Here is a 24,639-nt window from a genome sequence, read left to right as displayed (position 1 = left end):
TTTTTGATTAGAAAGAGTTTTATCAGGTAATGAGTAAAGAAATTAACATTTTAAACAGTTCAAAAGAAGAAGTAACCGATGCTGAGAGCTTAAGACAGCTTGAATTCATTGAAAAGGCTAAAGGCTATGTAGAAGATATGAAGAAGGAGCTTGGGAGGACACCCAGAGCCTGCGTAGTAACCTTTGGCTGTCAGATGAATGCAAGGGATTCCGAGAAGCTCCTTGCAATTCTTAAACTTGTCGGCTATGAGGAGTCTGACTCAGAAGATAGTGAGTTTGTAATCTATAACACCTGTACTGTCAGAGATAATGCAGATCAGAGAGTATACGGACGTCTTGGGCAGTGCAGTAATTTCAAGAAAAAAAATCCTTATATGAAGATAGCGCTCTGCGGATGCATGATGCAGGAGCAGACAGCTGTAGATAAGATTAAAAAGAGCTATAGATTTGTTGATCTTATTTTCGGAACACATAATATCTACAAGTTTGCAGAGCTCTTATGTACTTGCCTCGAATCCGACAGAATGATAATTGATATCTGGAAGGATACAGACAAGATTGTTGAGGATCTTCCCGTATTCAGAAAGTATCCTTTCAAATCAGGCGTAAATATTATGTTTGGCTGTAATAATTTCTGCACCTACTGTATCGTACCCTACGTAAGAGGCAGAGAGAGGTCAAGATCTCCAAAGGATATTATCAGAGAATGTGAGAAACTTGCTGCTGACGGCGTTAAGGAAGTAATGCTTCTTGGACAGAATGTCAATTCCTATGGACTTGATTTTGAGGATGGCAATCCCGATAAGATTTCCTTTGCTCAGCTGATAGAGGAGGTTTGTAAGGTAGAGGGACTTGAGAGAGTAAGATTCATGACACCTCATCCAAAGGACTTCTCGGACGAGCTTATTGAGACTATTAAGAACAATCCCAAGATTGCAAGACATATACATCTGCCACTTCAGTCCGGTAACACCGAAATACTTCGCAGAATGAACAGGAAGTACACCAAGGACAGCTATCTTGCTCTTGTTGACAAGATAAGAACAAAGCTTCCTGAGGTTGCCATCACCACAGACATTATTGTTGGCTTCCCCGGTGAGACCAGAGAAGATGTGGATGACACCATAGATGTTGTTAACAAGGCACATTTTGACAATGCCTTTACCTTTATTTATTCAAAGAGAACAGGAACACCTGCTGCCGGATTCCCGGATCAGGTTCCGGAAGAGCTGGTTAAGGAGAACTTTGACAGACTTCTTCTGGTGGTTCAGGAAAATGCCAGGAAGCAGGCAGAAAAGCTTCAGGGCAGAATAGAAGAGGTGCTTGTGGAGGGAGTAAACGAGCACGATTCATCTCTTTTGACAGGAAGAATGTCTAACAACACTCTTGTACATTTTCCGGGAGATGAACAGCTTATCGGAAGCCTGGTTAAGGTTTCGCTGGATGAGTGCCATGGTTTCTATTACATGGGCAAAATGGTATAAAAAAGTTTAGAGAACAGGGGATATATAAACGTGGAAAATCTTACTACGTTTAAGGATGTTGATATAGAAAAAGTTTCGCCGATGATGCAGCACTACCTTAGAACTAAGCAGGAGAACGGCGACTGCATACTGTTTTACAGATTGGGCGATTTTTACGAGTTGTTTTTTGATGACGCAGTTGTTGCATCCAAGGAGCTGGAGCTGACGCTTACAGGTAAGGCCTGCGGACTTGAAGAGAGAGCACCGATGTGCGGTGTTCCGTATCATGCAGTGGATTCTTACCTTACCAAGCTGGTGTCTCGTGGCTACAAGGTTGCAATTTGCGAGCAGACGGAGGATCCCAAGCTTGCCAAGGGTATCGTCAAAAGGGAAGTAACAAGGATAGTAACTCCCGGAACCAACCTGAATATGCAGTCACTGGAGGAGACCAAGAATAATTATCTTATGTGTATCCTCTATGCATCAGACAGGATCGGAATCTCAATTGCCGACGTGACAACCGGAGATTACTATCTCACAGAGGTAGACAATCTCAGAGCAGTATCTGATGAGATTGGCAAGTATTGTCCCAGCGAGATCATTTGCAATGATGCTTTTACCTTAAGCGGAATTGATATAAACGAACTCAAGGAGAGACAGCAGATCTTTGTCAATCCTTTGGAAGCCAGATATTTCGATGAAGAAAACTGTAAGAGGCTTTTGCTTAAGCATTTCAAGGTTTCTTCTCTGATAGGTCTTGGAGTGGACGATTTCCCTAACGGCATTGTCGCTGCCGGTGCGCTTCTTCAGTATCTTACGGATATGCAGAAATCGGATATTTCCAATATAACTCATGTCTATCCGTATCTTACCAGCAAGTACATGCTTCTTGATTCTTCCACCAGAAGAAACCTTGAGCTTGTAGAGACCATGAGGGATAAGCAAAAGAGGGGAACTCTTTTGTGGGTACTTGATAAGACCAAAACCGCTATGGGCGCAAGAACCTTAAGGTCCTTCATAGAGCAGCCGCTTATTGATAAGGAGCTTATAGTTCAGAGACAGAGCGCGGTTGAGGCTCTTTTTAAGAACGTAGTTACAAGGGAGGAGATCAGAGAGTATCTGGGCCCAATCTATGATCTTGAGAGACTTATGTCCAAGATCATCTTCAAAACAGCTAATCCCAGAGACCTTCTTGCATTCAGGAATTCCATCAAAATGATTCCTGCAATTATAACTTCTCTTTTGGATGTACAGGATGATAAGGAACTTCATGCTCTTATGGATCAGCTTGATCCTTTGACCGACATTTACCAGCTGATAGATCAGGCCATTGTTGAGGAGCCGCCACTTACCATCAAGGAGAGCGGAATCATCAAGGAAGGCTTTGATAAAGATATCGATCATTTCAGAGAAGCCGGAACCAAAGGCAAGTCCTGGCTCGCTGAGATGGAGAATGAAGAGAAGGAAAAAACTGGCATCAAGAACCTAAGGATCAAATACAGTAACGTATTCGGCTATTCCTTCGAGGTTACCAATTCCTTCAAGGATCAGGTGCCTGATTACTTCATAAGAAAACAGACTCTTACCAACTGCGAGAGATATACCACAACTGCTCTTAAGGAGCTGGAGGACACTATTCTCAATGCCCAGGACAAGCTCAATAACCTGGAATACGAGATGTTCTGCAAGATCAGAGATTCAATTGCTCTTGAGATCGATAGGATACAGGCAACAGCCAAGGCTATAGCTCTTCTTGATGTATATTCTTCACTTGCACACGTGGCTGAGAAGAACCATTATGTTAAGCCTTCCATGAATGATAAGGGAGCAATTAACATAAAAGGCGGCAGACATCCTGTAGTAGAGAAGATGCTTGATACCTCGGATATGTTTATCTCCAATGATACGTTCCTTGATAATAAAAAGCATTGTATTTCAATAATCACAGGTCCCAACATGGCCGGTAAGTCCACCTATATGAGACAGGTTGCGCTTATCGTACTGATGGCTCAGATAGGAAGCTTTGTCCCTGCTTCAAAGGCCGATATCTGTGTAGTAGACAGGATTTTCACCAGAGTAGGAGCTTCGGATGATCTTGGAAGCGGACAGTCCACTTTCATGGTAGAGATGAATGAGGTTGCTAATATCTTAAGGAATGCAACTCCCAACTCACTTCTTATTCTCGATGAGATCGGACGAGGCACTTCGACCTACGACGGACTTGCAATAGCATGGGCTGTAACTGAACATATCAGTAACAGGAAGATACTTGGCGCTAAGACACTTTTTGCAACTCACTACCATGAGCTTACAGAACTTGAAGGCAAAATGGACAACGTCAACAATTACTGTATTGCCGTCAAGGAAAATGGAGACGACATCGTCTTTTTACGTAAGATCATTAAGGGCGGCGCCGACAAGAGCTACGGTATTCAGGTAGCCAAACTCGCCGGAGTTCCCGATATGGTTATTGATAGGGCAAAAGAAATCGTGTCAGAGCTCACCGACAATGATATTACCGAGAAAGTACAGAGTATTGCCAAGGATAGCAAGGATCTTAAGAAAACCAAGGTTACTCATTACGATGATGTGGATATAGACCAGATGTCATTGTTCGATACAGTTACCGATGAGGATGTTCTTAAGAGATTAAAGGAAATTGATATTACCACGTTGACACCGATGGATGCACTTAACACGCTCTATAAGCTTCAGAGCGATCTTAAAAACAGGTGGAAAAGCTAATGGCCTTTATAAACGAGCTTGATAAAAATACCATAGATCAGATTGCTGCCGGAGAAGTAGTGGAAAGACCTGCAAGCGTTGTTAAAGAGCTTGTGGAGAATGCTGTAGATTCCGGCGCCAGCGCTATAACCGTTGAGATCAAGGGCGGCGGAATCGACATGATAAGGGTTACCGACAACGGCTGCGGCATTGAGAAGAGTCAGATAAGAAAGGCCTTCAAAAGACACGCCACAAGTAAGCTCAAGGATATAGATGATCTTTTTAATATTCATACCCTTGGCTTTAGAGGAGAGGCTCTTTCCAGCATTTCTTCCGTGGCTCAGGTTGATATGATCACCAAGACTGCCGATGATATAACAGGTACCAGATATTCCATCAATGGCGGTGAAGAAGCGGGATTTGAGGAAATAGGTGCTCCCGACGGTACAAGCCTTATTATCAGGAATCTTTTTTATAACACACCGGCAAGAAAGAAATTCCTTAAGACGCCTCAGACCGAAGGAAGCTATATCGGCGATGTGATGGAGCATCTTGCTCTTGATAATCCTACGGTATCTTTCCATTACATCAATAACAGAGAGGATAAATTCTCTACTTCAGGTAATGGAGACCTTAAGGAGCTTATTTACAGGATCTACGGAAGAGATATTTCCGTAAGCCTTGTGCCAATAAAAGCAGAGAAGAACGGAATGACTCTTGAAGGGTATCTTGGAGAGCCCTCCATCAACCGTTCCAATCGTAACTTCGAGATCTTCTTTGTGAACGGCAGATACGTTAAGGATAAGATTATTTCAAAGGCACTTGAAGAGGGGTACAAGCAGTATCTTATGATGCACAAGTTCCCTTTTGCGGTCCTTCACCTTCGCATGGATCCTGAGATGGTGGATGTTAACGTTCATCCTGCCAAGCTTGAGGTTCGCTTCAATAATCAGACTGCGCTATATGATTTCATTAAGACAAGTGTAGAAGAGGTGCTTAGCAGAAAGGAAATGATCCCCGATGCACTTCTTGGAGATGATCTTAAAGAAGCTAAAGCGCAAAAGCAAAAGGAAGCTCAGGCTGAGAAGAAGCAGGACAATGACAGCACAGCGGTTGTCATAACCCCTGTAAAAGTTGATCCGAAGGATGATGTTTTCTTCGATGACAGCGAGGCACCAAACAAGCCTAAGGCTTCACCTGAACAAGCACCGCAACGTGCTCCGGAGCCTTTTGAAAAGCTTCGCTTTGAAGAAAATCGTGTAATGGAAGAAAAGCCTGTTTATGCCACAGGCGTTAAGGAAGAGCCAATCAGAATACAGGATCCTTCCAAATCTGCACTTTGGACCAGAATATTCGGAGATTCTGACGGAAGAAAGGCAGAAAGAAGCGAGCATCCATCACCAATCATCAAACAGGAAGAGGCTATTGTTGTTGAAAAGCCAATGCAGCTCAATCTTTTTGATGAAAAGGTTCTTACCAAGGATAACGTCAAGGAATATGAGATTCTTGGTCAGATATTCGGAACTTACTGGATAATCGGATTTAAAGATAAGATGTTTCTTGTGGATCAGCATGCTGCACACGAGAAGGTTAATTACGAGAGACTTATAAAACGCTACAAGTCAGGCGATATTCTTTCTCAGATGGTTAATCCTCCGGTTATCGTTACTCTGACTTCAGCTGAGGAAGAGATGTTTTTATCCTACAGACAGTATTTTGAGAAACTTGGCTTTAACATTGAGAATTTCGGCGGCCATGAATATGCTATGAGAGCTATTCCCATCGATCTTTTTGGCTGTGAGAGCGAAAAAGTGATGTTTACTGAGATTCTGGATGAACTGTCTCACGAGACCGGACTTGACAGAACTCCTGATGTTATAAATTATAAGATTGCAAGCATGGCCTGCAAAGCTTCCGTCAAAGGAAACACAAGAATGACAAGGCAGGAGATGGAAGCACTTCTTGATGAACTGTTGACCCTTGACAATCCCTATAACTGTCCTCATGGAAGACCTACCATTATTTCTATGAGTAAGTATGAGATTGACAAGAAGTTTAAGAGAGTTGTTGAATAATGCAGAAACTTATCATTATCACAGGTCCCACTGCGGTGGGAAAGACCAAATTATCAATAAATCTTGCAAAAGAAATTGGCGGAGAGATAATCTCCGCTGATTCTATGCAGGTATATAAATACATGAACATCGGAACCGATAAGATAACACCTGAGAAAATGGCTGGGGTGCCCCATCATCTTATTGATTTTCTTGATCCAAAAGAGGATTTTAATGTTTTTCTTTTCCAGAAAATGGTCAAAGAAGCTATCGAAGATATTTCTTCAAGGGGGAAGATACCGATAATCGTTGGCGGAACAGGATTCTATATCCAGGCGGTTATCTACGATATTGATTTTACCGAGACCGATGAAGATGATTCCTACAGAAAAGAACTGGAGGAAAGAGCAAGGACTGAGGGAGTTCATGTTCTTCATGAAGAACTAAGGGCTGTTGATCCTGAATCTGCAGAAGCAATTCATGAGAACAATTCCAAACGAGTGATAAGAGCCCTTGAGTATTATAAGAAGACGGGCAAACCTATATCCCGGCATAACAGCGAACAGCATGAGAGAACCTCTCCCTATGACTTTAAATGCTTTGTATTGACAGATGATAGAAATACGTTATACTCACGCATAGACAAAAGAGTTGATCAGATGATAGAAGAGGGACTTGAAGAAGAGGTAAGAAAACTCCTTGAGATGAATATTCCAAAGACTGCAACTTCCATGCAGGGCCTTGGCTACAGGGAAATGATAGGATATCTTGAAGGAGAATATGATCTTGATAGGGCAATATATCTGATCAAGAGAAATACCAGGCATTTTGCCAAGAGACAGCTTACCTGGTATAGAAACAGGGATGATTCCATCTGGATCGACAAATCCTTGTTTGACAGAGACGACGATAAAGTTTTGAAAGAGATTTTGAGGATTTATGAACAGTAATATTTATGAAGCACTTGGTATATCCAAGGAAGTATTTGAATTTGGAGAGAAAATTTTGGAAGGACTTGCTCCGCGTTTTAAGAAAATCGATGAAAACGCAGAGTATAATCAGCTTAAGGTCTTAAAGGCCATGCAGGATAACAAGGTATCTGAGGCCTGCCTTCTTGGTACTACAGGTTATGGCTACAATGATATAGGAAGAGAGAAGCTGGAAGCTGTATATGCATCGGTTTTCCATACAGAGGATGCTCTTGTGAGACCTCAGATTACCTGTGGAACCCATGCACTTGCTCTTGCGCTTATGAGTAATCTTCGCCCGGGTGATATGCTTTTTTCACCTGTAGGTAAGCCCTACGATACCCTTGAAGAGGTTATCGGAATCAGAGATTCCAAGGGTTCTCTTAAGGAATACGGAATTGAATATTGTCAGGTGGACCTCTTAGCTGATGGCGGTTTTGATTTTGATAATATTAAAAAAGCTCTGCTTGAACATGACAATATTAAGCTTGTGACAATTCAGCGTTCAAAGGGATATCAGACCAGACCCACACTTTCCGTTGAGAGAATCGGAGAACTTATCTCATTTATCAAGTCTGTAAAGAAAGATGTTTACTGCATGGTAGACAACTGCTACGGAGAGTTCGTTGAGACGATAGAACCTACCGATCTCGGAGCAGACATGGTTGTGGGATCTCTTATCAAGAACCCCGGCGGCGGACTCGCTCCCATCGGCGGATATATTGCAGGCAAGAAGGAATGCGTTGAGAATGCTGCATTCAGGCTTACTTCACCCGGACTTGGCAAAGAGGTTGGTGCATCGCTTGGAATTCTTCCTCAGTTCTATCAGGGATTCTTTTTAGCACCGACTGTAACAGCTTCCGCGTTAAAAGGAGCTATTTTTGCTGCTAATATATATGAAAAGCTGGGATTTTCGGTTCATCCTAATGCAACCGAGGATCGTTTTGACATAATTCAGGCTGTGACCTTTGGTAAACCTGAAGGAGTAATTGCCTTCTGTGAGGGTGTACAGGCAGCTGCGCCGGTTGATTCCTTTGTTGCTCCTGAGCCTTGGGATATGCCCGGATATGATGCTCAGGTTATTATGGCTGCAGGCGCGTTTGTCTCCGGTTCATCAATTGAGCTTTCGGCTGACGGTCCGATCAAGCCTCCTTATTCAGTATTTTTCCAGGGAGGACTTACCTGGCCCCACGCCAAACTTGGTATTCTCAAGACGCTGCAGAGCCTTGTAAATTCCGGGCTTGTGAATCCTGCTGATTTAAAAGCATAAGTTTATAAAGGTTTTTATACCATACCTTTGATTTTGTGATAATATATTTAATGAGTCTTTTTGTGATCGTCCGGAAACGTACAGAGGGACTTAGATGCTTAATTCGTTTAATACGATGCTGGCAGAGGGAAGTGTCTACAGAGATATGCTTCCTTATGAAAGATTTTTGAAATTCGGTCCGGAGAGTCTGACAGACGTTGAGCTTCTCGCTATCATAATCAGAACCGGAACGAAGGATGCGTCACCTGTTGATATTGCAGGAAAGATTTTGAATATGGGTACAGGACGGGAAGGCGGACTGAACAGTCTTTTTTCCCTGTCAGTTGATGAACTCAAGAAGGTACACGGAGTTGGCGAGGTTAAGGCTGTTAAACTTAAGTGTATTGCGGAGCTTTCCAAGCGCATGGCCTGCAGTATAACCAGAAATTCTCTGGATTGCAGTTCTTCTTCACAGGTTGCGACTTTTTACATGGAGAAAATGAGACATGAGGATAGTGAGAAAGTAATTCTTCTATGTCTCAACAACAGATTGAGGCTTATTGATGAGTCGGTATTATCCATAGGTACTGTCAATTCATCTGCTTTATCGCCCAGGGAGGTGTTTTTGAAGGCACTCAAATGCAGTGCTTCCAACGTGCTTCTTTTGCATAATCATCCCGGCGGCGATCCCACCCCCAGCAGGGCGGATATAGTAATAACCAATAAAATCAGAGAATCAGGGAGTATGCTGGATATTAACCTGATCGATCACATAATAATCGGAGATAATACCTACACGAGCATAGCCGAGAAGGGGCTCATGTGGAATTAAGGAGGAAGTTTTGGCTAATATTTTCGGAATCGATCTTGGAACAAGTAATATTAAGATTTACAACAGAGATGAGGATAACCTCACAGTTGAGAAGAATATGATCGCCATCGAGAACAAGACAAATGTTTTTGCTTATGGCAATTCTGCATATGAGATGTATGAGAAGGCTCCCGATAAGATCAAGATCTCTTATCCGCTTAACAGCGGAGTTATTGCTGATATTGAGCATATGGAGACTCTGGTTAAGCTTTTCCTTACAGATCAGATGAAAGGTAATGTTAAGCCCTGCGAAGTATATATCACTGTTCCCAAGGACGTAACAGAGGTAGAGAGAAGAGCTTTCCATGATCTTATCAATGATGCAGGAATCAAAGCCAAAAAGATCATGATGGTTAAGAAGCCTCTTGCAGATGGCCTTGGAATGAATATTGACGTTATGAATTCACAGGGTGTTCTTGTTGTTAATGTAGGCTATGATACAACTGAGATCTCTATTCTTTCTCTTAGAGGTATTGTTGTAAGTAAGCTTATAAAGGTCGGTGGCAAGAAGTTTGATGAGTCCATCAGAAACGTGATTCGTAAGGAATTTGGACTTCTTATCGGTGAGAAGACCTCCGAAAATGTTAAGATTTCTCTTAAGGAACTTGAGAAAGAGGGTAAGGAAGCTGTTGTTTACGGAAGAGATATTGTAACAGGTCTTCCTGTTGAGCGTAAGATTCCTACAGATCTTCTTAATCAGGCACTTATCGAGAACTTCGATGTTATCCTTGATAACATCAAAGCTGCACTTGAGAAGACTCCTCCGGAGCTTGCTGCTGATATTTTCAAGCACGGACTTTACCTTACAGGTGGTGCTTCTCAGGTATGTCATCTTGCACAGAGACTTTCAAACGGCGTAGGTCTTAATGTTAATATCGCTGAGAATCCAATCGGCTCAGGTGCCCTTGGACTTGCCAAGATCATAAGAGAAGATCAGTACAAAGCTCTTGCATATGGAATTGAAGAGGATAAATAATGAGTCCCATTATCAAGAGAAGAGGAGACAAATTTACTCTGCCAAGTAAATATCTCCTCTTTATTTTAACAATAGTATGTACGGGAATGATTGTCATAACCTTTAATACAAGCCTGTTTACCGGACCTTTGAATTCGTTTACAGGTATTTTTATTGTGCCCTTTCAGAAGGGTATAACCACCGTTGGCACATTTCTCAAACAGTCAGGAGACAGGCTCTCATCAATTACTCAGCTTCTTTCTGAGAATGAACAGCTAAAGGAACAGATTGATGAACTAACTATAGCCAATACCAATCTTGAACAGGAAAAGTATGAGCTCACTGAACTTCGCGAACTCTATGCTCTTGATGCTCAATATGAGAACTACAAGAAGACCGGAGCCAGAATAATCGCCAAGGATGCCGGTAACTGGTATTACTCCTTTGTGATTGATAAGGGAAGCGACGATGGCATTGCCGTTGATATGAATGTTATTGCCGGCGCAGGTCTTGTGGGAAGAGTAATGGATGTAGGACCTGATTGGGCCAAAGTACAGTCTATAATCGCAGATAATTCTTCTGTTTCAGGTATGGTTCTGTCTTCCTCGGATAATCTGATTGTATCCGGTGACCTGGAATTATACAGCCAGGGACTTATAAATTTTTCCAAGCTTGTTGACGAAGCAGATAAGGTTAAAGTGGGAGATAAGATTGTTACTTCCAATATCAGTGATAAGTATCTTCCCGGAATCCTTATAGGTTATATTTCCACGCTTGATGATGACTCCAACAATCTTACCAAGTCAGGAACACTGACACCTGCAGTTGATTTTGAGCATATGAATGTTGTTCTTGTTATTTTGGAACAAAAGAAAGACACCAATCAGTAAAGGTACCAGATGAATATCAGAAGAGTATTAACGAACTTCATCTTAATAATTCTTTCATTTATAGTGCAGACAACGGTATTCAGAGTTCTGGATTTCGGTGATATAGCACCTAATCTTTTGATGATCCTTACGTCAGCCACAGCCTTTATCAAAGGTGACAGACAAGGCCTGATCTGCGGTTTTTTCTGTGGCCTTTTGGTTGATGTGTTTTTTGGCACATATATAGGCTTCTTTGCTCTGATCTATATGTATATAGGGTTCGTGGTAGGTAAATTCCATGAGATATTCTATACTCAGAATATTGCGATTCCCATTGTCATCATAACAATCTCGGATTTTGTTTTTGGATTTGTCTGCTATGTTCTCATGTTTTTGTTCAGAACAAAGTTCAATCTTGGTTACTATATGATGAATGTGATTATTCCTGAAATGGTCTACACGGCCATTGTTGCGATATTATACTATCCTTTGATTCTGCGGATAAACAACGATATAGATGAGAAGGAAGAAAAGGAAGCAAAGAAATTTGTTTGATGAATTTAAAGAGAATCTGATTAAATTCATAACGTCCAGAGCTGTGATGGTCTGTGGAGTATTGATCCTTCTTGCATCGATCATGATCTATAGACTTTTTTCGCTGCAGATAATTAATGGTGAGTATTATCTTGATTCATTTAAACTGCGAATCAAGAAGGAAAAAAGCATTCCTGCAGCCAGAGGCAATATCTATGACAGAAACGGCAATCTTCTTGCTTACAACGAGCTGGCCAATTCTGTCACTATTGAAGATGTTTATAAATCCGGCTCCGGTAAGAACAAGAAGATCAACGCTACGCTTGATAAGCTTATTGAAATAATTGAAAAGAACGGCGACAGTGTCGATCAGGATTTCAATATTATTATCAACGATAGCGGTAATTACGAATTTACAGTTGAGGGCAATTCACTTCTTCGTTTTCTTGCGGATGTTTACGGTCATGCTTCCGTTAATGACCTCAAATACGAGGAAAAAACAAAGTCAGCAACAGAGGTTGTTGATGATCTGTGCAAGACCTATGGAATAGGTTCAAACGAAGTGGAAGATGACAACTCTACTTTTACCCCAAGACTTGGCTATACGCCTGACAGGGCACTTAAGATACTGAATGTCAGATTTAACATGGCGGCAAATTCGTATCAGAAATACATTGATACTATAGTAGCTTCTGATGTCAGTGACAAAACAGTGGCTGATGTTATGGAGAATTCCGAGAGCCTTACCGGTGTCTCAATCAATGAGAGCACTGCAAGAAAGTATGTTGACTCAGTATATTTTTCACAGGTACTGGGTTATACAGGCAAGGTATCTGAAGATGAACTTGCCGAGCTTGTTTTGACTAACCCTTCTTACGGAATTAACGATACTGTTGGAAAGTCCGGTATCGAACAGGCCATGGAGAGTGTTCTTCAGGGCAAAAAAGGTTCAGAAACCGTATATGTAGATAATACAGGTCAGGTAATTGAGACCAGTAACTATGTGGATTCTGTTGCCGGTAATGATGTATACCTTACAATTGATAAGGATCTTACTGAGGCTTGCTATAACATTATTGAGCAGTCCCTTGCCGGTATTCTTGTTTCAAAGATACAGAATGTCAAAACTTATACTTATACTTCAGCCTCCAGCTCCAGTAACATCGTAATACCGATTTACGATGTCTATTTTGCTATGTTTGACAATGATGTAATTAACATCAATCATCTATCCGCTAAGGATGCCAAGGAAAATGAGCAGGCAGTATATGCAGCCTTTGTTGAGAAAAATGAAAATGTTCTTGAGCAGATAAAGACTGAGCTCAATGAGAAGAAAACTCCTTATGATCAGTTATCCAAGGAATACCAGTGGTATATGAGTCATATTGCTGCCATGCTTTATTCCAATGGTATTTTGGACACATCCAAGGTGGATAGAGAAGATTCCATGTACATTGCCTGGACTACAGATGAGACTATTTCACTTGCAGAGTACCTGAAATATGCCATTGCGATGAACTGGATCGATGTTTCCAAACTGGAAATTGACAATCAGTATGCGGATTCTGAACAGATTTTTAATCAGATCGTTACGTATACCTCTAAGGTTCTTGAAACAGATTATGATTTCCAGACAAGAATGTACAAATACCTTCTTCTTGACGGATATATTAGCGGAACACAGGTATGTGATGTACTTCTTGAACAGGAAGCTGTTACTCTTGATGAAGACGAGCTTTCTTTATGGCAAAGAAGCGGTGAGAGTGCATACAGCTTTATGATCAACAGAATTCAGAAGCTGGATATCACTCCTGCGCAGCTGGCTTTGGACCCTTGTACCGGATCCATGGTTATTACGGATGTTAATACCGGTGATGTGCTTGCGCTTGTTTCTTATCCCGGATATGACAACAACATGATGGCCAACGGTGTTGATGCGGCCTACTATGCTAAGCTTCGAAGTGATAAGTCCAATCCGCTGTATAATTATGCTACGCAGCAAAAGACTGCTCCGGGTTCTACTTTCAAGATGATATCATCAACAGCCGGCCTTAACGAAGGAGTTATAACAACCGACTCAATCATATACTGCAACGGTATTTTTGATAAGCTTGATCATCCGCCAAAATGCTGGGTTTATCCCAGAGCCCACGGAGGACTTAATGTGACCGGTGGAATCAGGAATTCCTGTAACGTATTCTTCTACGAAGTTGGTTACAGACTTGGTATTTCGGGAGATTCCTACAAATCAGATGTCGGTCTTGAAAAGATTGCGAAATACGTTGACCTCTACGGACTTACTGAAAAATCAGGTATTGAGATAGCTGAATCAGAACCTCAGATATCCAATCAGGACTCTGTAAGAACAGCGATTGGTCAGGGTAATCAGGCCTATACAACAGTAGGTCTTGCAAGATATGTTACAACTGTAGCTAACAGCGGAACCTGCTACAATCTCACATTGGTAGATAAGACAACGGATTCCAACGGTAACCTTCTCGAAGAGAATTCTGCAGAGATAAGAAGCACCATCGATATGCCTGATTCCTACTGGAATGCGATTCATCTTGGAATGCGACAGGTGGTTCAGGATAAGCCTTATTACACCAATCTTGGCGTAAATGTTGCAGGTAAGACCGGTACAGCCCAGGAATCAGCCAACAGGCCTAACCATTCCCTGTTTGTATGCTATGCTCCTTATGAAAAGCCTGAGATTGCCATTGCTACCAGAATAGCTAATGGTTATACATCCGCTTATGCGGCTCAGATTACCAAGGATGCGCTGGTTTATTATTTTGACCTTATGGATGAGGATGAGATCATTTCCGGAACAGCACAGACCTTGCAGGATGGCGCTATTAATGCTGATTAAAAAGGAAATTTTTTTATGATAAAGAAGTACAAAATAATCAATTATGATTTCGCACTGGCTGCGATGTCCATAGCGCTCACGATAATAGGGTTGTTTGCCATTAGTTCGGCTCAGCCTTCCTTTGTGACCAAGCAGATAGCCGGACTTGCCGCAGGAATATTCCTGATGGTATTCATTTCCTTATTGGATTATTCTTTTTTGATTAAATTGTATATTCCCTTTTATATTGTAAATGTGGCACTTTTGGCATTGGTTAAATCTCCGCTGGGAAGTACCACAAACGGTGCCCAGAGATGGATTAATATTTTGGGAATCACCTTCCAGCCTTCAGAGACAGCCAAAATTTTATTGATTTTATTTTTTGCGCAGTTTATTATGAAATATAAAGATAAAGTTAAGCATTTGGGTTTTGTTTTAATCTGCCTTATTCTCTTGGCGGTGCCATTGGGCCTGATTGCAAGTCAGCCGGATCTTTCTACCTGTATCATGGTAATGACAATCTTTAGCTGCATCATGTTTGTTGCCGGAATCAATTGGAAGATAGTTGCGGCGGTACTCACTGTATCCATACCAACAGTTTTATTTGTAATTTATAATGCTGTACAGGGTGAGAGCAGTATCCTTGAACCTTATCAGCAGAGGCGTATTCTTGCGTGGCTTCATCCCGAGGACTATGCCAATTCCGAGGCTTATCAGACTATTAATTCAATGATGGCCATAGGTTCCGGGCAGCTCTACGGCAAAGGTTACAATACCAATGAGATCAGTTCCGTTCTAAATGGAGGATTCATCTCAGAATCTCAGACAGACTTTATTTTTACTGTTATAGGCGAAGAATTGGGATTTATTGGAGCTTTTATTGTTATTCTCCTGATTCTTTGTATCTCAGTTAAATGCTTTTTGATATCACTAAAAGCCAAAGACAGAGCCGGTGAGGTAATTGCTGCCGGTGTAGGAGCCTGGGTCGGATTTCAGGGGTTCATCAATATTGGTGTTGCAACGGGAGTTATTCCCAACACCGGTATTCCGCTTCCGTTTGTAAGTTATGGTCTGACATCGCTTCTTTCTGTCTACATGGGAATCGGCTTTGTTTTAAATGTAAGACTCCAAAGTAACAAATATAACCTGGGGAGGGTGTAAGTTAATGAACATCGCACTTATAGCACATGACGCAAAAAAGAGACTTATGCAAAACTTCTGCATTGCGTACAGAGGTATTCTTAGTAAAAATGATCTTTTTGCTACAGGAACTACCGGAAGACTGATAGAGGAAGTAACCAACCTTTCAATTCATAAATATCTCGCAGGACATTTGGGCGGCTCACAGCAGCTCGGTGCAGCAATTGAACATAATGAAATTGACCTTGTGATCTTTCTTAGAGATCCTCTTACGGTCAAATCTCATGAACCGGATATCAATAATGTCATGACTCTTTGTGATATGCACAATATACCTGTAGCAACCAATCTTGCGTCCGCAGAACTGCTTATTAAATCACTTGACAGAGGAGACCTTGAGTGGCGTGAAATGTATAAATAAGCTGACAGCTGTTATACTGAGCCTTGCTGTTAGCGTTTCTGTATCCGGTTGTGCCGGATTCTCTTATTCATCTAAATACACACTTGATTCATCTGAGGCAGGCAATAGGCAAAACATGTTTTATCCTACATATGCCTCAGAGATTTGTGTTGTTAATTCTGATATTACTGAAGCCGGAATTTCTATCGATGAGGGCCTCAGTGCCGGTCTTTTTGACTTAAAAAACAAAGAAACCCTATATGCACTTAATGTAAATGAAAGAGTGATGCCAGCCAGTCTTACCAAGGTAATGACGGCTTATTGCGCGCTCAAATACGGAAGCCCGGATCAGGTTCTTGTTGCAGGCAGCGATGTTGGAGTAACAGAGAGCGGAGCGCAGAAGATCGGCCTTAAGCAGGGAGACAGAATGACTCTTGATCAGGCTCTTAGGATCCTGCTTATCTATTCAGCAAATGACGTAGCTAATCTTATTGCTTCAAATATTTCAGGTTCAGTGGATGAATTTGTGGAACTAATGAATACTGAGGCTAAGAAGCTTGGTGCCACCAATTCTCATTTTGCCAATCCGCATGGTCTTACCGCTGATGAGCATTACGTCACTGCTTATGACATGTATCTGATGTTCAATGCTGCCATGCAGTATGATACCTTCAGTGAAATAATAAATATGACTGAATACAATACCACATATCTGGATTCGGCAGGTGGAGTCAAAGAGGTATCCATCGGCACTACCAATGCTTATCTTGCCGGCAAGAGCTCCGCACCTACAGGCGTTACCGTTATCGGTGGAAAGACCGGTACAACTCAGGCTGCAGGCCATTGTTTGATACTCCTTGCAAGAGATACCAGTGGCAATCCTTATATTTCCGTTATCATGAAGGATAGTGACAGCGGAACCCTTTATTCTGACATGACCAAGCTCTTATCAGTTATCACAAAGTAGCATGAATACTGATAATTCGAGCCATTTTACATAAATTTAATAACGTTTGTTTTAATTTAATAATTCTTCATTTTAGGTTGTGTTTTGACCCTGCATAACTTATAATTAATACATCAATTAAATCTTTACTTGATGGAGGGTATGCCAATGGTTCAGTTAATAGTTGGGAAAAAGGGAAAAGGAAAGACCAAATGCTTATTGGACAGGGTTAATACCGAGGTTAAGAACGTACTCGGCAGTATTGCTTTCTTGGATAAGAACACTAAGCACATGTATGAGTTAAACAACAAGATCCGTCTTATAGTAGTTTCTGATTTTATGATTTCAACACCCGATGAGTTCATCGGATTCGTAAGTGGTATTATTTCTCAGGACCATGATCTCCAGCAGATGTATTTCGATAGTTTCCTTAAGATTGCATGTCTTGAAGATACTGACATGACAGAAACAATTGAAAAGCTTGAAAAGATTAGCGAGAAGTTCAAGATTGACTTCGTGCTCAGCGTTTCTATGGATGAATCAGAACTTCCTGAGGCTGTAAGATCAAAGGTAGTTGTATCCCTTTGATAAGTTATTTTTAATATGATTATTCTGATAAGCCGCGGAATTACCGCGGCTTATCTTATGAGGAGTAAGGGGCACATGCCCTGTGAAAGAAAAAAGGATTGGGGAATGGCACAGAATAAAAGCCGCAAGATTACCAAATATCCCGGCAACTTAAATAATCTCAACATCGGTATGATCTTTTTTGCCGTAATAGCCATCTATGTGGTCATAAGTGTTGTGACTTATTTGAGAAAGGATCATATAATCGGCTACGAAGTTAAGGAAGGCTCACTTTCAAGTAATAATATTTACGAGGCGATAGCTCTTCGAAATGAGAAGATCATTGAAAGCGACAGCGCCGGAAATGTTAACTATTTTGCCTCTGAGGGCGGAAGAGTTGCGGTCGGCAATCTGATTTATACAGTTGATGAATCCGGCAAACTTCTTGATTATCTTAAGTCTCAGGGAACAGAAGAAGCTGCGCTGTCTGATTCAGACATGTCTGAACTAAGATCTCAGATAGTAAGCTTCCATTCGACTTTTGATGAGCATTCTTTTTATACAGTATACGATTTCAAGATAAGTCTCAACGGAACTGTACAGAAACTTGCCAATAACAATATTTTACAGAATATCCAGTCCCTCAATAACACGGGATCCGCACTCAATTCCATAGGATACAAATATTCACCGGATACCGGAATTGTAATCTATTCTATTGACGGCTACGAACAAAAGAGCCTTCATGACCTCAAGGCAGAAGATTTTGATCAGGAAGGTTATGAGAAGAAGCAGCTTATTAATAACGCCCTGGTTAAGCCGGGAGACCCTGTTTTCAAGCTCTGTACCAGCGAGGAGTGGTCGGTAGTCATTAACGAAAATGACGAGAAAAAGGTTCAGGAACTTCTTGATCTTGAATATGTTAAGATCAGATTTATCAAGAATCAGGATGAATCCTGGGGGAAAGTATCGAGCTATACGGATGAAAACGGCAATACCTTCGTAGCATTTACTTTTACCAATTCGATGATAACTTTTTGCAGAGACAGGTATCTTAGCATTGAACTTATAACAGAGGATCAGAAGGGACTAAAAATTCCTAATTCATCTATCGTGAATAAGACTTTCTATCTTTTGCCCAAAGATTATGTTATCAAGAATAACGATAACACTTCAGGAGTTCTACGCAGTAAATATGACGAGCAGGGCAATGAAACCTCTGAATTTGTGAATCTCACTATTTATAATGAAACTGAAACGGAATACTATGTCGACACATCTCAGCTAAGATCAGGAGACAGGCTGATCAAGACTGATTCTAATGACAGGTTTACGGTAAGCAAAACGGATACTCTTGTTGGCGTGTACAATATAAATAAGGGCTATGCCGATTTCCGACAGATAAGGATTCTTTACAGTAACGAAGAGTATTCTATTGTAAGATCCAATACCATGTATGGCCTTAACGTATATGACTATATAGTTCTGGATGCTTCAGCAGTTGATGAGAATGGTACATCCAGGTATAGTGGTTCCGGGAATGACGATGATGTTACCGACGCTGATTCAGTTAGCGGCGATGCCACTTCTGAAGCCTCGGATGAAATATCTTCAGAGGAAGAAATCACAGAAACGTCAGAAGAAGGCAATTCAGAATCTTCCAATGAAGCTTCTGAGTGATTAAAAGTTGACAGATTGTGTAAAACTACGTTAATATTATATGGGTTTTTGTTGGGAAATTTAATTGAGGAGTAAATAGATATGAGCGTAATGGATAAGTTTTTAAAAGCAATTCAGCTTAATGGGGATGACGGCGAATATTACGACGACGACTATTATGATCCAGGTTCTAAAATAGAAGCTATCAACAATCAGGCTCCTATCGGAAAAGATGATCCCAGTATCGAAGTAACAGAAGAGAAGAAAAAGACAGCGCCTAAGGTTGTGCCTGCAAGATCCAAGAAAGTCAGCACAGCCGGTATGGAAGTTGTTGTTATCAAACCTACATCTGTTGAGGATGCAAGGGAGATCACAGAGACACTTCTTGCTAACAGGACGGTTGTACTTAATCTTGAAGGCTTAGATGTAGATATAGCACAGAGGATTATTGATTTCACATCCGGTTCATGCTTTGCTATATCCGGTAATCTTCAGAAAATTTCAAGATATATATTTATTATCACACCTGCAAGTGTTGATATTTCAGGTGATTTCCAGACAATGCTGGGAGCCCTTGGCGGCGGAATATCAGATGGTCCGCAGCAGATCGACTAATAGTATATTTTAAGGCTGTTGACATTAGATTGATAGTCAACAGCCTTTTTGTATTATCATATTTGACAAGGAAGTAAACGAACATAATGAGCAGAACACTTACAGTTAATTACGAGAACAAGCCTTGCTATGACATTATTATTGACAACAGTTTTGATGGTCTTGCAGCTGCAGTTGAACAGATTGGTAAGAAAGGGCGCAAGATTGCAATCATAACAGATACTAATGTCGAGCCGTTATATGCAGATGATATCGCAGCTAAGCTTTCAAAGATCAGTGACAAAGTTATCATTCATGCAATTAGTGCCGGAGAAGAAAATAAGAACCTTGAAAATATCAACAAGATTTACAAGATCCTTATAGAGAATCATTTTGACAGACATGACCTGATTGTTGCACTGGGCGGAGGAGTAGTCGGAGATATGGCGGGATTTGCCGCAGCTACTTATCTTCGCGGAATAGCCTTTGTTCAGATTCCGACAACACTTCTTAGCCAGACTGATTCAAGTATCGGAGGCAAGACCGGAGTTGATTATGAAGGCTACAAGAACATGGTTGGAGCTTTTCATATGCCAAGCCTTGTTTACATTAACATTTCAACACTTAAATCACTTGATGGAAGGCAGTATGCTTCAGGTTTTGCCGAAGTCATGAAACATGGTCTTATCAAAGACCAGAAATTCTATGAATGGCTTCTTGATAACATCTATGAGATCAATGACAAGGAAGATGACACACTTCTTGAAATGATTGAGAGAAGCTGCCTGGTCAAGAAGGCGGTAGTTGAAAAGGATCCCACAGAAAAAGGGGAGAGAATGCTCCTTAATTTTGGACATACTCTCGGGCATGCAATAGAAAAAGCCAAGAATTTTACACTTTTCCATGGTGAATGTGTAGCTCTTGGAGCTATCGCAGCTGCTTATATCTCCTGGAAAAAAGAGATGATCTCTATGGAAGAGTATTATGAGATAAGGGATATGTTTGTTCCGTTTAACCTTCCGATTTCCATTGAAGATATTGACCCGGAAGAAGTTATACGTCTTACCAAGTCTGACAAAAAGTCTGATTCCGATAAAGTCAGATTTATTCTTCTAAAGGCAATAGGTAAGGCAGTGGTTTCCATGGATGTCACGGACGAAGAGATGAGAGCTGCTCTTAATGAGATCATCTATGTTGAAACAAATGATTAAATAATTTACAGAGGTTTTTTATGAATACAATGTCTAAGAAAAAGAAGATATTTCTTGTTGTGGATGTTCTTCTTATAGTTTTATTGACTTTTCTTGATCAGTTTACCAAGCATCTGGCTGTAATGCATCTGCAGGATAAGCCACCGATCAAAATCATTAACGGTGTGTTGGAACTGAATTTCTTAAAAAACAGCGGCGCAGCATTTGGAATGCTTCAGAATCAGAAGGTATTTTTCGTTTTGGTTGCAACGCTGATACTTCTTATTATCGGATACGTTCTTTTCAGGATTCCTGATGACAAGAAGTACAATATTTTGCATATACTGCTGGCCATGATAGCCAGCGGCGCAGCGGGAAATATGATCGACAGGGTAAAGCAGGATTATGTAGTTGATTTTATTTATTTTGTCCTTATCAATTTTCCTATTTTCAATGTAGCTGATATTTACGTTACTGTTTCAACCTTTTTCTTTGTAATCCTTTTCCTTTTTTATTACAAAGAGAGCGACTTCAGTTTTTTGAGCTTCAGACAACAGAATAAATTCAGGGAATTCAAATAATGGATCATAACAAAGAAGTATTTGATTTTTATGTGACTGATGAATATGAAGGTATGAGAATCGATAAGCTTATCAGTGAGCTTATTGATTCTCTTTCGCGTTCTTATATCAAAAAGCTTATTGATGACAAGAAGGTCTTTTGCAACGATAAGAATGTGAAGGCCAGCTTCAATGTCAGCGAATCCGACCATATTGTAATGGAGATTCCGCCCTTGCAGATTCCGGAGATTCTGCCTCAGGATATTCCGCTGGACATTCTATATGAAGATAATGATGTTATTGTGGTAAATAAGCCCAAAAACATGGTAGTTCATCCCGCAGCCGGTCATTACAGTGATACTCTGGTAAATGCCATTATGTATCATTGCAAGGAAAATCTGTCCGGTATAAACGGTGTTATGAGACCGGGAATTGTTCACAGAATTGATAAGGACACCACAGGCTCTGTTATTATTTGTAAGAATGACAAAGCTCATCAGATAATTGCCAATCAGCTCAAGGAGCATAGTATTAACAGAGTATATCATGCTATATGCTATGGAATTATTGAGGAAGACGAAGGTTTCGTGGATGAGCCTATAGGAAGAAGCCCTGCTGACAGGAAGAAAATGGCAGTAGTAAAAAACGGAGGGAAAGAAGCCTATACCGGATATCGCGTTCTAAAGCGCTTTTATGAGGATGGATTTACATATATAGAATGTAAGCTCAAAACCGGCAGAACTCATCAGATTCGCGTTCATATGGCCCATATCGGGCATCCTCTTTTGGGAGATGATGTATATGCATCCGGAAGAAAGAGCAAATTTAAGCTAGAAGGGCAGTGTCTTCATGCCAAGACACTTGGATTTATTCATCCGACAACCGGAGAGTACATTGAGACGGATGCACCGTTACCTCAGTATTTTTCGCATTTGCTAGATATTTTGAAATAGTATAAAATAAAACTATAAAATATTTGTGTAAAGGGGACTGCAAATATGAATACTATTATAACAATTGGTCGTCAATTTGGTTCCGGCGGAAGAGAAATTGGGGAAATGGTGGCCGAGCATTTTGGTATTAAATGCTATGATAAAGAGCTCTTATCACGAGCTGCCAAGGAGAGCGGATTCTGTGAGGAAATGATCCAGAATCACGATGAGAGGCCCACTAATTCTTTTTTATATAATCTTGTTATGGATACTTATTCATTTGGATATAATTCATCGAGCTTCGTTGATATGCCTATCAGCCATAAGGTTTTCCTGGCTCAGTTCGATACTATCAAGAAGATTGCTGATGAAGGTCCCTGCGTAATAGTTGGTAGATGCGCTGATTATGCTCTTGGTGATTATGATAATGTGCTGAACATTTTCATTCACGCAGATGAAGAGTTCAAGATAAAGAGAATAAAAGAGCGCTTTGACGATATTAATTCCGATGATAAAGCCAGAGATATGATGAACAAGAAAGACAAACAGCGTCAGAGCTATTATAACTATTATTCTTCCAAGAAATGGGGCAGAGCAGATAGCTACGATTTATCTATCAATTCCAGCATTCTTGGTGTAGAAGGTACCGTTAAGTTCATAATTCAGTACATTGAAGATTTTGAACAGTTGAGAAAAAAATAATTTTATAATTGCCTTATGAAAAAAACTTCCTAATTCTATTTTAATAGTGTGGAAGTTTTTTTCATTTTGGATATTATTTAATTCTTATTTAATAATATTTTTGACCTATCGATGTTACAATGGCCTCAACTAAAACTAGATTAATTAGGGGTAGTCTGTTACATTATGCCCCACATTGCAAGTTAACCGGTTTATGCAGAAAGGATTCTGCTTATAGTTTTCAAGGAGGAACGCTATGGCTAATAACATAGGTGGCAACATCAACCAGTTGTTCAGACCGTCTGAAGCCAATTCAAGAAACGGCCCTGTTTCCGGTGCCAAATCACGCAGCCAGTCACAAAAGAGTAGTACGACAAAGGAAAAAGCTTCCGCGACCGATAAATTGTTCGGAGAGAGCGCAAAGCTTGAGTTTTCTCCTGAAGCTGAGATGTTTGGAAAAGTTGCAGACATGCTTCAGAAGAAATATGATAATGCCGATGTATTTGTGGCAGGACCGGATGATGACCTTTCACAGATTGGTGGTGATCTCGAGTACAGTATTATCTTATCAGAGGATGAAATGAAGCTTCTTGCATCAGATGATCCAAAGGATAAGAAAGCCAAAGATAAGCTTATGGGGCAGATAGATGATGCTATGAAGTCTATCTCCGATATGAGTCAGAAAATCGGTGAAAACACAGACGAGACTGATGACATTGCAAACTTTGGCATCAAGGTAGATAATAATGGCAAGATTAACTTCTTTGCAGATATAAACGGAAATAGCTACTCAGATACGTCGATGGATTCACTGATAAATTCAATTGTAGGATCAAAAGCTAAATGAACGTGATATAATATTACTCAGGGTGAGACTAAGATAAGGTTTCACCCTGTTTTTATTGGCATATGAGAAAGGATGTTTACTCCATGGAGTTTTACGCAGATTCTAATAAGATTATTGATGAGATGAAAAGAGATAAAAGACACAGCTGCGATGTGTTAACTGCAGAAAACGGCTGCGTCGCCGGCTGTAAGGCAGGATTTACCTTTTATGAAAGTACAGAATATGGAAAAGGTGGTGTTCACGCGGATCAGGAAGGTTTTCTTGTGCTGGAAGGAATGGGAAAGGCCAGATTTGATGATAAGGAATTTGATGTATATCCTGGGCTTGCAATGATAGCGCCTGCCGGAACGGTACATGCTATTAAAAGAAATGAGGATAGCGAGGCGGTTAAGGTATTTTGGTTTCATAGTGCTGTATAATCCAACTATTCGCAAAACACATGTTTAACGAATAGTTAGCATGCAGTTATAGTTATACATAACCGATAATATATTGAGCATGCTAACTAATTCGTTAAACATTGAGAAATCTAGAATGGTATATAGAATGCAATTTTAGGTATACGTAAGCCACTAATGTATTGAG

The 24,639-nt window shown here is 40.7% G+C and carries 22 protein-coding genes; all 22 read left to right on the top strand.

Going from position 1 to position 24,639, the window contains the following annotated elements:
- Positions 1 to 29 precede the first annotated feature (29 nt).
- The 22 genes from miaB (at position 30) to G588_RS0102215 (ending at position 24,473) form a co-directional block, all read left to right on the top strand.
- A complete protein-coding gene (gene miaB / locus G588_RS0102320; RefSeq protein ID WP_022777147.1) occupies positions 30 to 1,484 on the top strand; it encodes a tRNA (N6-isopentenyl adenosine(37)-C2)-methylthiotransferase MiaB in 1,455 nt (484 codons plus the stop codon).
- 81 nt (positions 1,485 to 1,565) lie between these two features.
- Positions 1,566 to 4,208, top strand: coding sequence for a DNA mismatch repair protein MutS (gene mutS, locus G588_RS0102315; RefSeq protein WP_035787746.1), 2,643 nt, complete (start codon positions 1,566 to 1,568; stop codon positions 4,206 to 4,208).
- The gene (mutL, locus tag G588_RS0102310) at positions 4,208 to 6,262 is read left to right on the top strand and encodes a DNA mismatch repair endonuclease MutL (RefSeq protein WP_022777145.1); all 2,055 of its coding nucleotides are present in this window, start codon (positions 4,208 to 4,210) and stop codon (positions 6,260 to 6,262) included. Before mutS ends, mutL begins: the two co-directional genes overlap by 1 nt.
- The gene (gene miaA / locus G588_RS0102305; protein WP_022777144.1) at positions 6,262 to 7,191 is read left to right on the top strand and encodes a tRNA (adenosine(37)-N6)-dimethylallyltransferase MiaA; all 930 of its coding nucleotides are present in this window, start codon (positions 6,262 to 6,264) and stop codon (positions 7,189 to 7,191) included. Before mutL ends, miaA begins: the two co-directional genes overlap by 1 nt.
- Positions 7,181 to 8,479 carry a methionine gamma-lyase family protein gene (locus G588_RS0102300; RefSeq protein WP_022777143.1) on the top strand — a complete coding sequence of 433 codons (1,299 nt, stop codon included), beginning with the start codon at positions 7,181 to 7,183 and terminating at the stop codon, positions 8,477 to 8,479. Before miaA ends, G588_RS0102300 begins: the two co-directional genes overlap by 11 nt.
- A gap of 94 nt (positions 8,480 to 8,573) precedes the next feature.
- Positions 8,574 to 9,290, top strand: a complete 717-nt coding sequence (gene radC / locus G588_RS0102295) for a RadC family protein (protein ID WP_022777142.1) — start codon at positions 8,574 to 8,576, stop codon at positions 9,288 to 9,290.
- Between the two features lie 10 nt (positions 9,291 to 9,300).
- Complete coding sequence (mreB, locus tag G588_RS0102290) at positions 9,301 to 10,305, top strand: rod shape-determining protein (protein WP_022777141.1); 1,005 nt, start codon at positions 9,301 to 9,303, stop codon at positions 10,303 to 10,305.
- Positions 10,305 to 11,174, top strand: a complete 870-nt coding sequence (gene mreC / locus G588_RS0102285) for a rod shape-determining protein MreC (protein WP_022777140.1) — start codon at positions 10,305 to 10,307, stop codon at positions 11,172 to 11,174. Before mreB ends, mreC begins: the two co-directional genes overlap by 1 nt.
- Before the next feature lie 9 nt (positions 11,175 to 11,183).
- Positions 11,184 to 11,708, top strand: a complete 525-nt coding sequence (gene mreD / locus G588_RS0102280; RefSeq protein ID WP_022777139.1) for a rod shape-determining protein MreD — start codon at positions 11,184 to 11,186, stop codon at positions 11,706 to 11,708.
- Positions 11,701 to 14,559 carry a penicillin-binding transpeptidase domain-containing protein gene (locus G588_RS0102275; protein ID WP_022777138.1) on the top strand — a complete coding sequence of 953 codons (2,859 nt, stop codon included), beginning with the start codon at positions 11,701 to 11,703 and terminating at the stop codon, positions 14,557 to 14,559. Before mreD ends, G588_RS0102275 begins: the two co-directional genes overlap by 8 nt.
- A 15-nt stretch (positions 14,560 to 14,574) precedes the next feature.
- Entirely contained in the window at positions 14,575 to 15,699 is a 1,125-nt protein-coding gene (locus tag G588_RS0102270; protein WP_022777137.1) for an FtsW/RodA/SpoVE family cell cycle protein, read from the top strand.
- 4 nt (positions 15,700 to 15,703) lie between these two features.
- Positions 15,704 to 16,099 carry a methylglyoxal synthase gene (mgsA, locus tag G588_RS0102265; protein WP_022777136.1) on the top strand — a complete coding sequence of 132 codons (396 nt, stop codon included), beginning with the start codon at positions 15,704 to 15,706 and terminating at the stop codon, positions 16,097 to 16,099.
- A complete protein-coding gene (locus tag G588_RS0102260) occupies positions 16,083 to 17,045 on the top strand; it encodes a D-alanyl-D-alanine carboxypeptidase family protein (protein ID WP_022777135.1) in 963 nt (320 codons plus the stop codon). The genes mgsA and G588_RS0102260 overlap by 17 nt, the downstream gene beginning before the upstream one ends.
- Before the next feature lie 147 nt (positions 17,046 to 17,192).
- Positions 17,193 to 17,612, top strand: a complete 420-nt coding sequence (locus tag G588_RS0102255) for a hypothetical protein (RefSeq protein WP_022777134.1) — start codon at positions 17,193 to 17,195, stop codon at positions 17,610 to 17,612.
- Between the two features lie 105 nt (positions 17,613 to 17,717).
- Complete coding sequence (locus tag G588_RS18860; protein ID WP_196804930.1) at positions 17,718 to 19,271, top strand: HlyD family efflux transporter periplasmic adaptor subunit; 1,554 nt, start codon at positions 17,718 to 17,720, stop codon at positions 19,269 to 19,271.
- 81 nt (positions 19,272 to 19,352) lie between these two features.
- A complete protein-coding gene (locus G588_RS0102245; protein ID WP_022777132.1) occupies positions 19,353 to 19,865 on the top strand; it encodes a cell division protein SepF in 513 nt (170 codons plus the stop codon).
- 86 nt (positions 19,866 to 19,951) lie between these two features.
- Positions 19,952 to 21,055 carry a 3-dehydroquinate synthase gene (aroB, locus tag G588_RS0102240; protein WP_022777131.1) on the top strand — a complete coding sequence of 368 codons (1,104 nt, stop codon included), beginning with the start codon at positions 19,952 to 19,954 and terminating at the stop codon, positions 21,053 to 21,055.
- Positions 21,056 to 21,075: 20 nt separating this feature from the next.
- A complete protein-coding gene (gene lspA, locus G588_RS0102235; protein ID WP_022777130.1) occupies positions 21,076 to 21,615 on the top strand; it encodes a signal peptidase II in 540 nt (179 codons plus the stop codon).
- Positions 21,615 to 22,547, top strand: coding sequence for an RluA family pseudouridine synthase (locus tag G588_RS0102230; RefSeq protein WP_022777129.1), 933 nt, complete (start codon positions 21,615 to 21,617; stop codon positions 22,545 to 22,547). The genes lspA and G588_RS0102230 overlap by 1 nt, the downstream gene beginning before the upstream one ends.
- 45 nt (positions 22,548 to 22,592) lie before the next feature.
- Entirely contained in the window at positions 22,593 to 23,228 is a 636-nt protein-coding gene (locus G588_RS0102225; protein WP_022777128.1) for a cytidylate kinase-like family protein, read from the top strand.
- A 235-nt stretch (positions 23,229 to 23,463) separates the two neighbouring features.
- Positions 23,464 to 24,054, top strand: a complete 591-nt coding sequence (locus tag G588_RS0102220) for a DUF6033 family protein (RefSeq protein ID WP_022777127.1) — start codon at positions 23,464 to 23,466, stop codon at positions 24,052 to 24,054.
- A 62-nt stretch (positions 24,055 to 24,116) separates the two neighbouring features.
- Positions 24,117 to 24,473: a cupin domain-containing protein gene (locus G588_RS0102215; RefSeq protein WP_022777126.1), complete on the top strand. Its 357-nt coding sequence runs from the start codon at positions 24,117 to 24,119 to the stop codon at positions 24,471 to 24,473.
- Positions 24,474 to 24,639 lie beyond the last annotated feature (166 nt).

The organism is Butyrivibrio sp. AE3009, from assembly GCF_000420845.1.
Lineage (GTDB): Bacteria > Bacillota > Clostridia > Lachnospirales > Lachnospiraceae > Butyrivibrio.
The sequence above is the reverse complement of the archived record's forward strand: the minus strand, read 5'-3'. Positions and strand labels throughout refer to the sequence as shown.

Coding starts and splice junctions, on each gene's coding strand:
- miaB (WP_022777147.1), top strand. CDS start 30: ATGAGTAAAGAAATTAACATTTTAAACAGTTCAAAAGAAGAAGTAACC.
- mutS (WP_035787746.1), top strand. CDS start 1,566: ATGATGCAGCACTACCTTAGAACTAAGCAGGAGAACGGCGACTGCATA.
- mutL (WP_022777145.1), top strand. CDS start 4,208: ATGGCCTTTATAAACGAGCTTGATAAAAATACCATAGATCAGATTGCT.
- miaA (WP_022777144.1), top strand. CDS start 6,262: ATGCAGAAACTTATCATTATCACAGGTCCCACTGCGGTGGGAAAGACC.
- G588_RS0102300 (WP_022777143.1), top strand. CDS start 7,181: ATGAACAGTAATATTTATGAAGCACTTGGTATATCCAAGGAAGTATTT.
- radC (WP_022777142.1), top strand. CDS start 8,574: ATGCTTAATTCGTTTAATACGATGCTGGCAGAGGGAAGTGTCTACAGA.
- mreC (WP_022777140.1), top strand. CDS start 10,305: ATGAGTCCCATTATCAAGAGAAGAGGAGACAAATTTACTCTGCCAAGT.
- mreD (WP_022777139.1), top strand. CDS start 11,184: ATGAATATCAGAAGAGTATTAACGAACTTCATCTTAATAATTCTTTCA.
- G588_RS0102270 (WP_022777137.1), top strand. CDS start 14,575: ATGATAAAGAAGTACAAAATAATCAATTATGATTTCGCACTGGCTGCG.
- mgsA (WP_022777136.1), top strand. CDS start 15,704: ATGAACATCGCACTTATAGCACATGACGCAAAAAAGAGACTTATGCAA.
- G588_RS0102255 (WP_022777134.1), top strand. CDS start 17,193: ATGGTTCAGTTAATAGTTGGGAAAAAGGGAAAAGGAAAGACCAAATGC.
- G588_RS18860 (WP_196804930.1), top strand. CDS start 17,718: ATGGCACAGAATAAAAGCCGCAAGATTACCAAATATCCCGGCAACTTA.
- G588_RS0102245 (WP_022777132.1), top strand. CDS start 19,353: ATGAGCGTAATGGATAAGTTTTTAAAAGCAATTCAGCTTAATGGGGAT.
- aroB (WP_022777131.1), top strand. CDS start 19,952: ATGAGCAGAACACTTACAGTTAATTACGAGAACAAGCCTTGCTATGAC.
- lspA (WP_022777130.1), top strand. CDS start 21,076: ATGAATACAATGTCTAAGAAAAAGAAGATATTTCTTGTTGTGGATGTT.
- G588_RS0102230 (WP_022777129.1), top strand. CDS start 21,615: ATGGATCATAACAAAGAAGTATTTGATTTTTATGTGACTGATGAATAT.
- G588_RS0102225 (WP_022777128.1), top strand. CDS start 22,593: ATGAATACTATTATAACAATTGGTCGTCAATTTGGTTCCGGCGGAAGA.
- G588_RS0102220 (WP_022777127.1), top strand. CDS start 23,464: ATGGCTAATAACATAGGTGGCAACATCAACCAGTTGTTCAGACCGTCT.
- G588_RS0102215 (WP_022777126.1), top strand. CDS start 24,117: ATGAGAAAGGATGTTTACTCCATGGAGTTTTACGCAGATTCTAATAAG.